The sequence below is a fragment of the Streptomyces sp. NPDC005393 genome, from assembly GCF_040606675.1.
GTDB lineage: Bacteria > Actinomycetota > Actinomycetes > Streptomycetales > Streptomycetaceae > Streptomyces.
In genome coordinates this window covers 46093-61678 of sequence record NZ_JBEXFG010000016.1, presented here as the reverse complement: position 1 = coordinate 61678, position 15586 = coordinate 46093, and the positions used below count along the sequence as shown (strand labels likewise).

At 68.2% G+C, this 15586-nt stretch carries 13 protein-coding genes; 7 read left to right on the top strand and 6 right to left on the bottom strand.

Features of this window, described 5'->3' with window-relative positions:
• Window positions 1–169: 169 nt before the first annotated feature.
• The 6 genes from rsmG to rpmH form a co-directional block, all read right to left on the bottom strand.
• Entirely contained in the window at window positions 170–883 is a 714-nt protein-coding gene (gene rsmG / locus ABZS71_RS16195; RefSeq protein ID WP_356210571.1) for a 16S rRNA (guanine(527)-N(7))-methyltransferase RsmG, read from the bottom strand.
• A gap of 111 nt (window positions 884–994) precedes the next feature.
• Complete coding sequence (locus ABZS71_RS16190; RefSeq protein ID WP_355855049.1) at window positions 995–1504, bottom strand: R3H domain-containing nucleic acid-binding protein; 510 nt, start codon at window positions 1502–1504, stop codon at window positions 995–997.
• Window positions 1505–1519: 15 nt separating this feature from the next.
• Window positions 1520–2668, bottom strand: a complete 1149-nt coding sequence (gene yidC / locus ABZS71_RS16185; RefSeq protein ID WP_355855046.1) for a membrane protein insertase YidC — start codon at window positions 2666–2668, stop codon at window positions 1520–1522.
• Between the two features lie 3 nt (window positions 2669–2671).
• Window positions 2672–2989 carry a membrane protein insertion efficiency factor YidD gene (gene yidD, locus ABZS71_RS16180; RefSeq protein WP_355855043.1) on the bottom strand — a complete coding sequence of 106 codons (318 nt, stop codon included), beginning with the start codon at window positions 2987–2989 and terminating at the stop codon, window positions 2672–2674.
• A complete protein-coding gene (gene rnpA / locus ABZS71_RS16175) occupies window positions 2986–3369 on the bottom strand; it encodes a ribonuclease P protein component (protein ID WP_356210568.1) in 384 nt (127 codons plus the stop codon). Before rnpA ends, yidD begins: the two co-directional genes overlap by 4 nt.
• Before the next feature lie 25 nt (window positions 3370–3394).
• A complete protein-coding gene (rpmH, locus tag ABZS71_RS16170; protein ID WP_006348049.1) occupies window positions 3395–3532 on the bottom strand; it encodes a 50S ribosomal protein L34 in 138 nt (45 codons plus the stop codon).
• Window positions 3533–3966: 434 nt separating this feature from the next.
• Here rpmH and dnaA point away from each other — a divergent pair, with 434 nt between their 5' ends.
• The 7 genes from dnaA to gyrA all read left to right on the top strand — a co-directional run bounded on the left by dnaA (window position 3967) and on the right by gyrA (window position 15517).
• Window positions 3967–5826 (top strand): chromosomal replication initiator protein DnaA, encoded by a 1860-nt coding sequence (dnaA, locus tag ABZS71_RS16165; RefSeq protein WP_356210566.1) that lies wholly within the window; start codon window positions 3967–3969, stop codon window positions 5824–5826.
• A gap of 840 nt (window positions 5827–6666) precedes the next feature.
• Window positions 6667–7797: a DNA polymerase III subunit beta gene (dnaN, locus tag ABZS71_RS16160; protein ID WP_356210685.1), complete on the top strand. Its 1131-nt coding sequence runs from the start codon at window positions 6667–6669 to the stop codon at window positions 7795–7797.
• Window positions 7798–7903: 106 nt separating this feature from the next.
• Window positions 7904–8782 carry a phosphogluconate dehydrogenase (NAD(+)-dependent, decarboxylating) gene (gnd, locus tag ABZS71_RS16155; RefSeq protein WP_355855028.1) on the top strand — a complete coding sequence of 293 codons (879 nt, stop codon included), beginning with the start codon at window positions 7904–7906 and terminating at the stop codon, window positions 8780–8782.
• 58 nt (window positions 8783–8840) lie between these two features.
• Entirely contained in the window at window positions 8841–9983 is a 1143-nt protein-coding gene (recF, locus tag ABZS71_RS16150; protein WP_355855025.1) for a DNA replication/repair protein RecF, read from the top strand.
• A complete protein-coding gene (locus tag ABZS71_RS16145; RefSeq protein WP_355855022.1) occupies window positions 9980–10513 on the top strand; it encodes a DciA family protein in 534 nt (177 codons plus the stop codon). Before recF ends, ABZS71_RS16145 begins: the two co-directional genes overlap by 4 nt.
• 310 nt (window positions 10514–10823) lie before the next feature.
• Window positions 10824–12854, top strand: coding sequence for a DNA topoisomerase (ATP-hydrolyzing) subunit B (gene gyrB / locus ABZS71_RS16140; protein ID WP_356210564.1), 2031 nt, complete (start codon window positions 10824–10826; stop codon window positions 12852–12854).
• A 41-nt stretch (window positions 12855–12895) separates the two neighbouring features.
• Window positions 12896–15517, top strand: coding sequence for a DNA gyrase subunit A (gene gyrA / locus ABZS71_RS16135; protein WP_356210561.1), 2622 nt, complete (start codon window positions 12896–12898; stop codon window positions 15515–15517).
• The last annotated feature ends 69 nt before the right edge of the window (window positions 15518–15586 follow it).

Sequence of the window (15586 nt, the reverse complement as noted above, 5' to 3'; positions counted from 1 at the left end):
GCACGACCGCGACTGATGATTCCATGCAGCAGGGAGCGACGTTTCACGTGAAACACGATGCACGGGAGGCCCCGTTAATTCGTCGCGACACTCCGATATGCGTAGTTTTGGAAGCTTGTATGGAGCACTCCGGCCCACCGCAGGGGGCCGGTTGGCCTACGACACCGACTCAGGGGCGACGCCGAGGCGTCCGACGGGCCGCCTTGGCCCGCTTGGCCGCGAAGCGCACACCTCCGGGGCTCTCCCCGACCTCGACCCGCACCACGGTGGACAGCGGATCGACCACCCCCTCGCCGACATGCAGCACCGAGGTCCCGACCACACCCAGCTTGCTCAGCGCCGCCCGGGCGTGCTTCAGCTCCTCCTCCGCCGTATCGCCCTTCAGCAGCAGCATCTCGCCGTACGGGCGCAACAGCGGCACCCCCCAGCCGGCCAGCCGGTCCAGCGGAGCCACGGCCCGAGCCGTCACCACATGCACCGGAGGCAGCTTGCCCAGAACCTCCTCGGCCCGGCCGCGCACCACCGTCACATGGTCAAGCCCCAGCAGCTCCACCACTTCCCGCAGAAAGTTCGTACGGCGCAGCAGCGGCTCCAGCAGCGTGATCCGCAGATCCGGCCGGGTCAGGGCGAGCGGAATACCGGGAAGCCCGGCGCCCGAGCCCACATCGCATACGGTGACCCCGTCCGGCACCACCTCGGAGAGCACGGCGCAGTTCAGCAGATGCCGCTCCCACAGCCGAGGCACCTCGCGCGGTCCGATCAGCCCGCGGGTCACTCCGATGTCTGCCAGCAGTTCGCCGTAGCGGACGGCCTCCGGGAAGCGCTCACCGAATACGAACCTTGCCTCCTCGGGCGCCGGGGGGAGCTCCGCTGCTTCCGTCACGGGGACCGTCCTTCCATACCGCACACTGTGCTGAACGCTGATGTAAGGCTGACAAGACTCGGCCCCGTCTGCGCGCAGACGGGGCCGAATGCATCGTGGAGCCGGACCGGATCAGGCCGGAAGCACGACCACGCAACGCTGGGGTTCCTCACCCTCGGATTCGCTGCGCAGTCCGACGGCGGCCACCGCGTCGTGCACCACTTTCCGCTCGAAGGGCGTCATCGCCTTGAGCTTCACCGGCTGACCGGTGCCCTTGGCCTCTTCCGCGGCCTTGGTGCCCAGCTCGGTGAGCTCGGCACGCTTACGGGCCCGGTATCCGGCGATGTCGAGCATCAGCCGGGTGCGGTCGCCGGTCTCCCGGTGCACCGCGAGCCGGGTCAGCTCCTGAAGGGCCTCCAGCACCTCGCCATCGCGGCCGACCAGCTTCTGCAGGTCTCGGCTGGTCGACTCGCTGATGATCGACACCGCTGCGCGGTCGGCCTCGACATCCATGTCGATGTCGCCGTCGAGGTCCGCGATGTCCAGCAGGCCCTCGAGGTAATCGGCCGCGATCTCCCCTTCCTGCTCAAGGCGGGTCAGGGTGTCGACACCCTCGGCGGCCGGGGTGGTGCCTTCCGTCACGGATGGACTCCTTCGTTACTTCTTGGACGGGTGCTTGGGACGCTGCTGGCCCTTGCGCTGCCCGGACTTCGCGCTATGCGAGGAGCCGGAAGCCGAGCTGCCGGCCGGCTTTCCGCCCTGCGCCCCCTTCTTCTCCTCCGCGCTCTGCTGCGTCTCTTCCTGGGCGGGCTTGTCCAGCGAGGGCTTCGCCGCGGAGCCGGACTGCGCCGTCGCCCTGCTGTGGCCCTGGGTGCTGCCCGAGGTGCGCTGGGACTTGGTCTGGCGCTTGGGCTGCTGACGGTTGGCGCGCGCCGTCTCGACGGCCTTCTTGGCGGCGACCTCCTCCGGCGCCTCCTTCAGCTTGCCCGCGGCACGCAGCCGCTCCTGGCGTGCCTGGAAGGCTACGCTGCCCGGGGTCGGGTTACGGCGGATGACGAACATCTGCTGGCCCATGGTCCACACGTTGGTGGTCAGCCAGTAGACGAGGACACCGACGGGGAAGTTGATGCCGAAGACGGCGAACATGATCGGGAAGACGTACATCAGCATCTTCTGCTGCTGCATGAACGGCGTCTTCACCGTCAGGTCGACGTTCTTGGTCATCAGCTGGCGCTGGGTGAAGAACTGCGACGCCGACATCAGCACGATCATGGTGATCGTCACGATGCGGACATCCATCAGGGAGGCACCGAGTTGCTGGACCTGGTCCGCGGACGACATGAACTTCACGGACAGTGGAGCGCCGAAGATATGCGCATGACGGGCGCTGTCCAGCAGCGACTGGTCGATGACGCCGACCGTCTTGTTGTTCGCGATGTGGTTGAGAACCTGGTAGAGCGCGATGAAGAACGGCGACTGCGCCAGAATCGGGAGACAGCTCGAGAGCGGGTTGGTGCCCGTCTCCTTGTAGAGCTTCATCATCTCTTCGGACTGACGCTGCTTGTCGTTCTTATAGCGCTCCTGGATCGCCTTCATCTTCGGCTGGAGCGCCTGCATGTTCCGTGTCGCCTTGATCTGCTTCACAAAGAGCGGGATCAGGCAGATACGGATCAGTACCACCAGCGAGACGATGGACAGACCCCACGCCCAGCCACTGTTCCGGTCAAAAATAAGGCTGTAGAACGAGTGGAACTGGACGATGATCCAGGAAACTACGTCATAAAGCGGACCGAGGATCGTGTCCACGAATCAGGCTCCTTGGGCGTTGGGCTGGGTCTCGGGCTGTGCGGCAGGCTCCACAGCCGGATGCCCGCCGAGGCGGTTCCGCAGCCGCTGGTGCCACACCGGACGCTTCCGGGGCGGAACGTGGTCGACGCCACCGAGTGACCACGGGTTGCAGCGCAGGATGCGCCAGGCCGTCAGCGCCGTTCCTTTCACCGCGCCGTGCCTCTGAATGGCCGTATAGCCATAGTGCGAGCACGACGGGTAGTACTTGCAGACCGGTCCCAGCATGGGGCTGACGGTCCACTGGTACAGCTTGATCAACCACAGCAGCGGGTACTTCATCGCGGCACCCCTCCCAGTAGCCGCTGCACTGCCGTGTCGAGATCGCGGGCCAGCTGGTCGTAACCCGCCTCGCCCGCACCGGGCAGTGCCCGTACGACCACAAGGCTACCTGCGGGAAAACGATCGATGCGGTCCCGCATCAGATGACGCAGTCTCCTCTTCACCAGATTACGGACGACGGCACCGCCGACGGCCTTGCTGACGACGAAACCCGCACGCGCCGGGGGAGCACTCTCCCCAGGTGCGTGCGGGTGCGTATCACCGCTGGTGAGTCCGCTGCGATAGTGCACGACAAGAAGTGGGCGACCGGCCCTGCGTCCTCGGCGTACCGCGGCGGCAAAGTCCTCGCGCCGCCTCAGCCGATGCTCGGTAGGCAGCACGTCATGGACCTTGAGGTCAGGCTGCTCAGGCAGACAGGCTGGCGCGACCCTTGCTGCGGCGGGACGCGAGAATCGCGCGGCCGGCACGGGTACGCATACGCAGCCGGAAGCCGTGGGTCTTCGCGCGGCGGCGGTTGTTCGGCTGGAAGGTGCGCTTGCTCACTCGGGGGCTCCAGAAATGAATCGGGTGGTGGCGGGACATCGCCTGGCTGTCACCGTGCGCCCACGAGTAGCTCGCAATACGCCCGAGTGCACCGCTTCACGATCACGGATCATGATGTCCGTAATCCTTGCCCATCGGAGGCAGGCGGCAGCAGCCATCGACAACTCGACCTGGTTACGGTACGCGCGGTTACGCCATCCGGTCAAACCGGTGGACGGCGCGCTGACGACACCCACGCCCCGCGTCCGGGGGCAAGGGAACGCCCGGCGACATCACATGGCACATTTGTACACACCCTGTGGACAACGACTTGAACCGTACACCCCGGCCTGACTACCGTGGCTAGGCTCCGATTCTTTTACGCCTGTCCCGAGAACCACGCAGTCGTGGGACCTGTCGGCGTCCCCCACCCAGCGAGTGAGAGAGCGTGCCCTGTGGCTGACGTACCCGCCGATCTTGCCGCAGTGTGGCCACGTGTCCTCGAGCGGCTTCTGGGAGAGGGCACGGGACAGGCCGGAGAGGGCGTCGAAGCCAAGGACGAGCACTGGATCAAGCGGTGCCAGCCTCTCGCACTCGTCGCCGACACCGCGCTGCTCGCCGTTCCCAATGAATTCGCCAAGGGCGTACTGGAAGGCAGGCTGGCCCCGGTCGTCAGCGAGACGCTGAGCCGGGAGTGCGGCCGTCCGATCCGCATCGCGATCACCGTCGACGACTCGGCCGGCGAACCGGTCGTCCCGCAGCAGCCACGGCCCGAGCAGCGGGAAAGCTATGAGCGGCCCGAGCAGCGGGAAAGCTATGAGGGGTACGACGGCCGGGAGGGCTACGGCCGTCCGGCCCCCGATGAGCTTCCGTCGGCCCGCCCCGCGTACCCCGGCTATCAGCAGCCGCGCCCCGAGCCGGGCGCCTGGCCGCGGCATCGTGACGACTACGGCTGGCAGCAGCCCAGGCTCGGCGGCTTCCCCGAGGGCGATCCGTACGCCTCACAGCATCCCCGGCAGCGCTCCTCGGCCGGCTACGACCAGCAGCCGTACGACCAGCAGCCGCGTGGCGACTACCGCGGTCCGGCCGCGGAGCGCCCCCGTCCGGGCGGGCCGGGCGGCCCGGGGGCGGGCTCCGAGCGTCCGCCGTACGAGCAGCAGCGCCATGATCTTCCCGACCCCCTCGAGCGCGCCCGCGGCGGCCCGCCCGTCCTGCCCTCGCAGACCGGTGCTCCCGGCCCGCTCGCCGCGCAGCCCGCGCCCGCGTCCGGCCCCGGTGAGCCGACCGCGCGGCTGAACCCCAAGTACCTCTTCGACACCTTCGTCATCGGCGCCTCCAACCGCTTCGCGCACGCCGCGGCGGTCGCGGTCGCCGAGGCGCCGGCCAAGGCGTACAACCCGCTGTTCATCTACGGGGAGTCGGGACTCGGCAAGACGCATCTGCTGCACGCCATCGGGCACTACGCACGCAGCCTCTACCCCGGGACCCGGGTGCGCTATGTGAGCTCCGAGGAGTTCACCAACGAGTTCATCAACTCCATCCGAGACGGCAAGGCGGACGCGTTCCGCAGGCGCTATCGCGACATGGACATCCTGCTGGTCGACGACATCCAGTTCCTGGCGAGCAAGGAGTCGACGCAGGAGGAGTTCTTCCACACCTTCAATACGCTCCACAACGCCAACAAGCAGATCGTGCTCTCCTCCGACCGGCCGCCCAAGCAGCTGGTCACCCTGGAGGACCGGCTCCGCAACCGCTTCGAGTGGGGCCTGATCACCGATGTGCAGCCGCCGGAACTGGAGACGCGCATCGCGATCCTCCGCAAGAAGGCGGTGCAGGAGCAGCTGAACGCGCCACCGGAGGTGCTGGAGTTCATCGCCTCACGGATCTCGCGCAACATCCGTGAGCTGGAGGGCGCGCTGATCCGGGTCACGGCCTTCGCGAGCCTGAACCGGCAGCCGGTGGACCTGGGCCTCACCGAGATCGTCCTGAAGGATCTGATCCCCGGTGGCGAGGACGCGGCCCCGGAGATCACCGCCACCGCGATCATGGCTGCGACCGCCGACTACTTCGGGCATACGGTCGACGATCTGTGCGGCGCCTCCCGCAGTCGGGTGCTGGTCACCGCGCGGCAGATCGCCATGTATCTGTGCCGTGAGCTGACCGATCTGTCGCTGCCCAAGATCGGCGCACAGTTCGGCGGCCGCGACCATACGACGGTGATGCACGCCGACCGCAAGATCAGGGCGCTGATGGCCGAGCGGCGCTCCATCTACAACCAGGTGACCGAGCTGACGAACCGCATCAAGAACGGCTGACACAGGGGCTCACAGGGCGCCCGCAGAGGCCTCGTCATCCGCCGAAGGGCGCTCCGGGACGGACCACTCCCGGAGCGCCCTTCGTCGTTCCGCCCCCGCGGCCGTTCGATTCCAGGCCCGGCCGACCCGGTTCTCCACAGATCCACAGCCGATCCACCATCCACACCCTGGGGACGTGCGAGTTATCCCGAACCCATCCACAGCGTGTGGCCCATAGAGAGGATCGTCCGAGGTCAGCAGGTTGTGGATTTGTGGCAATCCCGAGTCCACAGACTGTGGACAAGCACGGTGCCCACAGGGCCCGGATCGCGTTGTCCACCGGCAACCCACAGCCGAAGGCCCGTTGCCCACAGCTTCTCCACACCGCTGTCCACTGTTCGGCAACGAAACTGCCACGGTCACCGGGGCGAGTGAAAGGCGTCACACCAAGGGGGCGGGTTGGGCTGTGGGAAAGGCGGGTAAATCTGGGGACGGCGCTGGGGAGAACCGAGCGATGTCTGTGCATCGCATGTGCAGAACTCTTCGGCGTCCACAGATCACCCCGGTTGTCCACTGCCGCCGCCCACAGGGCCGGTGGACAAAAAATCGCCGCTGACCTGGGAAAAGCAAGTTATCCACGGTTTCCACAGGCCCTACTACTACGACCACAGAGGTATAGCGAGGAAACCGCTTCGAAGTGGGGCCTGTGCACAACCTCGGGCCGAGCCGCCCGACACCCCGCGCACCGACTTGACCCCGAGCCGCACCGACTGTCGGCGGCGTACGTCAGACTGGTCTCCGGCGACTCAGCCGACGATGAAGGCCAGCAGGGCGAGCCAGCAACAGCAGGAGGCGGTTCCGGTGAAGATCCGGGTGGAGCGCGATGTACTCGCGGAGGCAGTGGCCTGGACGGCCCGCAGCCTTCCGGCCCGTCCGCCGGTGCCCGTTCTCGCGGGCATCCTGCTGAAGGCGGAGGAGGGCGCCCTCAGCCTCTCCGGCTTCGACTACGAGGTCTCGGCCCGCGTCTCGGTGGAAGCCGACGTGGAGGACGACGGCACGGTCCTCGTCTCCGGCCGCCTGCTGGCCGACATCTGCCGCGCCCTCCCCAACCGCCCGGTGGAGATCTCCAGCGACGGGGTGCGGGTCACCGTGGTCTGCGGCTCCTCGCGATTCACACTCCACACCCTGCCTGTGGAGGAGTACCCGACGCTGCCGCAGATGCCGACCGCGACCGGGACCGTCCCCGGTGAGGTCTTCGCCGCCGCGGCCGCCCAGGTCGCCATCGCCGCCGGCCGTGACGACACCCTGCCGGTGCTCACCGGCGTCCGGATCGAGATCGAGGGCGACACCGTCACGCTGGCCTCGACGGACCGCTACCGCTTCGCGGTCCGTGAGTTCCTGTGGAAGCCCGAGGCCCCCGACGCCTCCGCCGTCGCGCTGGTGCCCGCCAAGACGCTGCTCGACACCGCCAAGTCGCTGACCAGTGGCGACACCGTCACCATCGCGCTGTCCGGCTCGGGTGCGGGCGAGGGGCTGATCGGCTTCGAGGGCGCCGGGCGCCGCACCACCACCCGGCTGCTCGAGGGCGATCTGCCGAAGTACCGCACGCTCTTCCCGACCGAGTTCAACTCCGTCGCGGTGATCGAGACCGCCCCGTTCGTCGAGGCTGTCAAGCGGGTGGCCCTGGTCGCCGAGCGCAACACCCCGGTGCGGCTCAGCTTTGAGCAGGGCGTGCTGATCCTGGAGGCCGGCTCGAGCGACGACGCACAGGCTGTGGAGCGCGTCGACGCCCAGCTCGACGGCGACGACATCTCGATCGCCTTCAACCCCACCTTCCTGCTGGACGGCCTCAGCGCGATCGACTCTCCGGTCGCCCAGCTGTCCTTCACCACCTCGACCAAGCCCGCGCTGCTCAGTGGCAAGCCGGCCATGGACGCCGAGGCGGACGAGGCGTACAAGTACCTGATCATGCCGGTCCGACTGAGCGGATGAGCACCGAGCGAATGAGCGGGTGTAGCCCACATCTGTGCGGTAACCCGCGGGCGTAGGCTCGGACTCATCTGCTGAAAGCAATGGACTACGGCATAAAGGATCACTGATGGAGCTCGGTCTCGTCGGCCTCGGCAAGATGGGCGGCAACATGCGCGAGCGCGTTCGCCGCGCAGGCCACACCGTCATCGGATACGACCGCAACCCGGACGTCGCCGATGTCCACAGCCTCGATGAGCTTGTGGGCAAGCTGAAGGCCCCTCGCGTGGTGTGGGTCATGGTCCCGGCCGGGGTCCCCACCCAGATCACCATCGACGAGCTGGCCGAGCTGCTGTCGCCCGGCGACATCGTCGTCGACGGCGGCAACTCCCGCTGGACCGACGACGAGAAGCACGCCGAGCAGCTCAACGCCCGGGGTATCGGCTTCGTCGACTGCGGTGTCTCCGGCGGTGTCTGGGGCCTGGAGAACGGCTACGCGCTGATGTACGGCGGCGCCGCCGAGCATGTGGCCAAGGTCCAGCCGATCTTCGACGCCCTCAAGCCCGAAGGCGACTTCGGCGCTGTGCACGCCGGCAAGGTCGGCGCGGGCCACTTCGCCAAGATGGTCCACAACGGCATCGAGTACGCGATGATGCAGGCCTATGCCGAGGGCTGGGAGCTGCTGGAGGCCGTGGAATCGGTCACCGACGTCCGCGAGATCTTCCGCTCCTGGCAGGAGGGGACCGTCATCCGCTCCTGGCTGCTGGACCTGTCCGTCCGCGCCCTCGATGACGACGAGCACCTGGAGAAGCTGCGCGGCTACGCCGAGGACTCCGGCGAGGGCCGGTGGACCGTGGAGGCCGCGATCGACAAGGCGGTGCCGCTGCCCGCGATCACCGCGTCCGTCTTCGCCCGCTTCGCCTCCCGCCAGGACGACTCCCCGCAGATGAAGATGATCGCCGCACTGCGCAACCAGTTCGGCGGCCACGCGGTCGAGAACACCAAGTAAGCACCACCCCGACAAGGGGGAGTAGCAGTACAGCCGGGGGAGGTCGGCGCAGCCCACCATGCACGTCACGCATCTGTCGCTCGCCGACTTCCGCTCGTACGCCCGGGCCGAGGTCGAGCTCGGCCCGGGCGTCACGGCCTTCGTCGGCCCCAATGGTCAGGGCAAGACCAATCTCGTCGAGGCCGTCGGCTATCTGGCCACCCTCGGCAGCCACCGGGTCTCCTCCGATGCCCCGCTGGTGCGCATGGGAGCCGACCGGGCCGTCATCCGGGCCGCGGTCGCCCAGGGCGACCGGCAGCAGCTGGTCGAGCTGGAGCTCAACCCGGGGAAGGCCAACCGCGCCCGCGTCAACCGCTCCTCGCAGGTCAGACCGCGCGATGTGCTGGGCATTGTGCGTACGGTCCTGTTCGCGCCCGAGGACCTGGCCCTCGTCAAGGGCGATCCGGGCGAGCGCCGTCGCTTCCTCGACGAGCTGATCACCGCCCGCGCGCCGCGGATGGCCGGGGTCCGCTCCGACTACGACCGGGTGCTCAAGCAGCGCAACACCCTGCTCAAGACCGCGGCGATGGCCAGGCGCCACGGCTCGCGCGGCGCAGGCGGCGACACGACCCTGTCCACCCTCGACGTCTGGGACCAGCACCTGGCACGGGCCGGTGCCGAGCTGCTCGCCCAGCGCCTCGACCTGGTCTCCGTACTCCAGCCGCTCGCCGACAAGGCGTACGAGCAGCTCGCCCCGGGCGGCGGCCCCGTGCTGCTGGAGTACCGGAGCTCGGCCGGCGAGGGCCTGGCCGCGGGGGGCAGCCGCGAGGAGCTGTACGAGCAGCTGATCGCCGCCCTCACCGAGGCCCGGAAACAGGAGATCGAGCGCGGCGTCACCCTGGTCGGCCCGCACCGCGACGATCTGGTGCTCAAGCTCGGCCGGCTCCCGGCCAAGGGCTACGCGAGCCATGGCGAGTCATGGTCGTACGCCCTCGCCCTGCGCCTGGCCTCGTACGATCTGCTGCGCGCCGAGGCCGGTGAGCCGGTGCTGGTGCTCGACGACGTCTTCGCGGAGCTGGACGAGCGGCGCCGGGAGCGGCTGGCCGAGCTCGTCGCCCCCGGTGAGCAGGTGCTGGTGACGGCGGCGGTGGAGGACGACGTCCCGCAGGTGCTGACGGGGACGCGCTACGCGGTGGCCGAGGGCGAGGTGCGGCGCGTATGACCGACCAGCCCGCGGGGTCCTCCCCATCGCCCGAGCCCTCCGGTGTCGATCTGGCGCGCGTCGCGCTGCGCGCCGCCAAGGAGCAGGCGCGTGCCCGCGGTGCCGCGGCCCAGCAGAAGAAGCAGGCACGCAGAGGGGGCTTGCGCTCCGGCGCGCGCGCCGACGGGCGCGATCCGCTTCCGCTCGGTGCGGCGATCAACCGACTGATCACCGAGCGCGGCTGGGAGACCCCGGCGGCGGTCGGCGGGGTGATGGGCCGCTGGCCCCAGATGGTCGGCCCCGAGGTGGCGCTCCATTGCGAGCCGCAGCGTTACGACGAGGACGCCCGGGTGCTGACGGTGCGCTGCGACTCCACGGCGTGGGCGACCCAGCTGCGGCTGCTCGCTCCGCAGCTCGTCGCCCGGCTGAACGCGGATCTCGGCCAGGGCACCGTGAAATTGATCAAGGTCTTGGGCCCCGGCGGCCCCGCCCGCCGCTACGGTCCGCTGCGCTCCCCCGGCTCCACCGGCCCGGGTGACACCTACGGCTGACCGGGTGACCCCGGGGCCCGTGCGCAAGCCTGAGCACAGGGTGACGGCTGAGACCCCGGTCACGGTAGCCGGTGGTTGACAGCCCAAAGCGCTGAGTGGCGGTGTGAGCCTCTTGGAGCCCGTCCCCGCATATGGGGAGTCGGTGGCGACCGGTTCAGGGCGGCACATGCGGACTCAGGCACCGGCAAGCCCCCATTCTTGTCGGCGCTACCGGTAGACTGGGGCCGTACACCGTCGCCGCTGGCGCGCCGAGCGCTTGCGGACACATGTTGAACGACGCAGCCGCTCCCGTCTGCCCCGGAGTCGGCTTGTGCTGTGCCAGAAAGGGCGCTTCGTGGCCGATTCCGGCAACCTCATCGAAAACATCACGTCTCATGACGACGGCGAGGCCTTGGCTCCGCCGTCGTACGACGCCAGTGCGATCACCGTCCTGGAGGGTCTGGACGCGGTCCGCAAGCGACCCGGTATGTACATCGGATCCACCGGGGAGCGCGGCCTGCACCACCTCGTCCAAGAGGTGGTCGACAACTCCGTCGACGAGGCGCTGGCCGGTCACGCGGACACCATCGAGGTGACGATCCTGGCCGACGGCGGCGTCCGCGTCGTCGACAACGGCCGTGGCATCCCCGTGGGCATCGTCCCGTCGGAGGGAAAGCCGGCCGTGGAGGTCGTGCTGACCGTCCTGCACGCGGGCGGCAAGTTCGGCGGCGGCGGCTACGCCGTCTCCGGCGGTCTGCACGGCGTCGGCGTCTCAGTCGTCAACGCGCTGTCGTCGAAGCTGGCGGTGGAGGTCAAGGCGGACGGCTACCGCTGGACCCAGGACTACAAGCTCGGCGTTCCGACCGCGCCCCTGGCCCGGAACGAGCCCACGGACGAGACCGGCACCACGGTCACCTTCTGGGCCGACCCGGACATCTTCGAGACCACCGAGTACTCCTTCGAGACGCTGTCGCGGCGGTTCCAGGAGATGGCGTTCCTCAACAAGGGGCTGACCATCTCGCTGACCGACGAGCGCGAGGCCCATGTGGACGAGGAGGGCAAGCCGCTCTCCGTGACGTACCGCTACGACGGCGGCATTGTCGACTTCGTCACATACCTCAACTCCCGCAAGGGCGAGCTGGTCCACCCCACGGTGATCGGCTTCGAGGCCGAGGACAAGGAGCGGTTGCTCTCCCTCGAGGTCGCGATGCAGTGGAACACCCAGTACACCGAGGGTGTCTACAGCTTCGCGAACACCATCCACACCCATGAGGGCGGCACCCACGAGGAGGGCTTCCGGTCCGCGCTGACGTACCTGATCAACAAGTACGCGCGCGACAAGAAGCTGCTCCGCGAGCGGGACGACAACCTCACCGGTGAGGACATCCGCGAGGGTCTGACCGCGATCATTTCGGTCAAGCTGGGCGAGCCGCAGTTCGAGGGCCAGACGAAGACCAAGCTGGGCAACACCGAGGCGAAGACCTTCGTCCAGAAGATCGTCAATGAGCACCTCGCCGACTGGCTGGACCGCAACCCCAACGAGGCGGCGGACATCGTCCGCAAGGGGATCCAGGCGGCGACGGCCCGGGTGGCGGCCCGCAAGGCGCGCGACCTGACCCGCCGCAAGGGCCTGCTGGAGAGCGCGTCGCTGCCGGGCAAGCTGAGCGACTGCCAGTCCAGCGACCCGTCGAAGTGCGAGATCTTCATCGTCGAGGGTGACTCCGCCGGCGGCTCGGCCAAGTCCGGCCGTAACCCGCAGTTTCAGGCGATCCTCCCGATCCGCGGCAAGATCCTGAACGTCGAGAAGGCCCGCGTCGACAAGATCCTCCAGAACAACGAGGTCCAGGCGCTGATCTCCGCCTTCGGCACCGGGGTGCACGAGGACTTCGACATCACCAAGCTCCGCTATCACAAGATCATCCTGATGGCGGACGCCGATGTCGACGGCCAGCACATCAACACCCTGCTGCTGACCTTCCTCTTCCGCTTCATGCGCCCGCTGGTCGAGGCGGGGCATGTCTTCCTGTCCCGTCCGCCGCTCTACAAGATCAAGTGGGGCCGGGACGACTTCGAATACGCGTACTCGGACCGGGAGCGGGACGTGCTGATCCAGGCCGGCCGTGAGCAGGGCAAGCGCATCAAGGACGACTCGGTCCAGCGCTTCAAGGGTCTGGGCGAGATGAACGCCGAAGAGCTGCGCGTGACCACGATGGACCCCGATCACCGCGTCCTGGGCCAGGTCACCCTGGACGACGCGGCGCAGGCCGACGACCTGTTCTCGGTCCTGATGGGCGAGGACGTCGAGGCACGGCGCTCGTTCATCCAGCGCAACGCCAAGGATGTCCGCTTCCTCGACATCTGAGTCGGCCCCCAGCCGCAGACGACAGAAGGACTTGACCAGGAATGGCCGACGAGAACACCCCGAACATGCCTGAAGAGACGCCCGAAGACCTCGCTGAGGGTGCCGCCCTCCGCGTCGAGCCGGTAGGCCTCGAGACGGAGATGCAGCGCTCGTATCTCGACTACGCGATGAGCGTGATCGTGAGCCGCGCGCTGCCCGACGTCCGGGACGGCCTCAAGCCGGTGCACCGGCGTGTGCTGTACGCGATGTACGACGGCGGATACCGCCCCGAGAAGGGCTTCTACAAGTGCGCCCGCGTCGTCGGCGACGTCATGGGCACGTACCACCCGCACGGCGACACGTCGATCTACGACGCCCTGGTGCGGCTGGCCCAGCCGTGGTCCATGCGGATGCCGCTGGTCGACTCCAACGGCAACTTCGGCTCGCCGGGCAACGACCCGGCGGCGGCCATGCGGTACACCGAGTGCAAGATGGCCCCGCTGGCCATGGAGATGCTCCGGGACATCGACGAGGAGACCGTCGACTTCCAGGACAACTACGACGGCCGCAACCAGGAGCCGACGGTCCTGCCGGCCCGCTTCCCGAACCTGCTGATCAACGGTTCGGCGGGCATCGCGGTCGGCATGGCCACCAACATCCCGCCGCACAACCTGCGCGAGGTGGCCGAGGGTGCCCAGTGGTTCCTGGCGAACCCGGAGGCGACCCAGGAGGAGCTGCTCGACGCCCTCGTCGACCGGATCAAGGGACCGGACTTCCCGACCGGCGCGCTGGTCGTCGGCCGTAAGGGCATCGAGGAGGCGTACCGCACCGGCCGTGGCTCGATCACGATGCGAGCGGTCGTCGAGGTCGAGGAGATCCAGGGCCGTCAGTGCCTGGTAGTAACCGAGCTGCCGTACCAGGTCAACCCGGACAATCTCGCGCAGAAGATCGCCGACCTGGTGAAGGACGGCAAGATCGGCGGCATCGCGGACGTCCGCGACGAAACCTCCTCGCGTACCGGCCAGCGCCTGGTCATCGTGCTCAAGCGGGACGCGGTCGCCAAGGTCGTCCTCAACAACCTCTACAAGCACACCGATCTGCAGACGAACTTCGGCGCCAACATGCTGGCGCTGGTCGACGGGGTGCCGCGTACCCTCTCGCTCGACGCGTTCATCCGCAACTGGGTCACGCACCAGATCGAGGTCATCGTCCGCCGGACCCGCTTCCGGCTGCGCAAGGCCGAGGAGCGGGCGCACATCCTGCGCGGTCTGCTCAAGGCGCTCGACGCGATCGACGAGGTCATCGCGCTGATCCGGCGCAGCGACACGGTGGACACCGCGCGCGGCGGCCTGATGGGCCTGCTGGAGATCGACGAGATCCAGGCGAACGCGATCCTGGAGATGCAGCTGCGGCGGCTGGCCGCCCTGGAGCGTCAGAAGATCGTCCAGGAGCACGACGAGCTGCAGGCGAAGATCAGCGGGTACAACGCGATCCTGGCCTCGCCCGAGCGGCAGCGGCAGATCATCAGCGAGGAGCTGACGGCGATCGTCGAGAAGTTCGGCGACGACCGGCGCTCCAAGCTGGTTCCCTTCGACGGCGACATGTCCATCGAGGACCTGATCGCCGAGGAGGACATCGTCGTCACCATCACGCGTGGCGGCTATGTGAAGCGGACCAAGACCGAGGACTACCGCTCGCAGAAGCGCGGCGGCAAGGGCGTGCGCGGCACGAAGCTGAAGCAGGACGACATCGTCGACCACTTCTTCGTCTCGACCACGCACCACTGGCTGCTGTTCTTCACCAACAAGGGCCGGGTCTACCGGGCGAAGGCGTACGAGCTTCCGGACGCGGGCCGCGACGCACGCGGCCAGCACGTCGCGAATCTGCTGGCGTTCCAGCCGGATGAGAAGATCGCGCGGATTCTCGCCGTCCGGGACTACGAGGCGGTGCCGTATCTGGTGCTGGCCACGAAGTCGGGCCTGGTGAAGAAGACTCCGCTGAAGGACTACGACTCGCCCCGCTCGGGCGGTGTGATCGCCATCAACCTCCGCGAGATGGAGGACGGCAGCGAGGACGAGCTGATCGGTGCCGAGTTGGTGTCCGCCGAGGACGATCTGCTGCTGATCAGCAAGAAGGCGCAGTCGATCCGGTTCACGGCGACGGACGAGTCGCTGCGGCCGATGGGGCGCGCGACCTCCGGTGTGAAGGGCATGAGTTTCCGCGAGGGCGATGAACTCCTCTCGATGAATGTCGTCCGGCCGGGTACGTTCGTGTTCACCGCCACCGACGGTGGGTACGCGAAGCGGACGAATGTCGATGAGTACCGCGTCCAGGGTCGCGGCGGTCTCGGAATCAAGGCCGCCAAGATCGTGGAGGACCGTGGTTCTCTGGTCGGTGCGCTGGTGGTCGAGGAGTCCGACGAGATCCTCGCCATCTCGCTCAGCGGCGGTGTGATCCGTACACGGGTCAGCGAGGTCAGGGAGACGGGCCGTGACACCATGGGCGTCCAACTGATCAACCTGGGCAAGCGCGATGCCGTCGTGGGCATCGCCCGGAACGCCGAGGCCGGTCGCGAGGCTGAAGAGGTCGAGGAGGTCATCGAGACCGCGATCGAAGCAGCCGAGGAGGCCGCGTCCGAGGCGGCTGGGGGCACACCGCCCCCGGCTGACGAGACCGAGGAGTAAGTCGTGACTGGAGCCACGGGTGCCGCGGGCGGCGGTGCGGATGCCGGAGGGCGTCCGGGATCGGGACCC

Excerpts from the sequence above, each read along its gene's own strand:
- yidD (WP_355855043.1), bottom strand. The coding sequence starts at position 2,989 with ATGAAGTACCCGCTGCTGTGGTTGATCAAGCTGTACCAGTGGACCGTC.
- gnd (WP_355855028.1), top strand. The coding sequence starts at position 7,904 with ATGGAGCTCGGTCTCGTCGGCCTCGGCAAGATGGGCGGCAACATGCGC.
- recF (WP_355855025.1), top strand. The coding sequence starts at position 8,841 with ATGCACGTCACGCATCTGTCGCTCGCCGACTTCCGCTCGTACGCCCGG.
- ABZS71_RS16145 (WP_355855022.1), top strand. The coding sequence starts at position 9,980 with ATGACCGACCAGCCCGCGGGGTCCTCCCCATCGCCCGAGCCCTCCGGT.
- gyrA (WP_356210561.1), top strand. The coding sequence starts at position 12,896 with ATGGCCGACGAGAACACCCCGAACATGCCTGAAGAGACGCCCGAAGAC.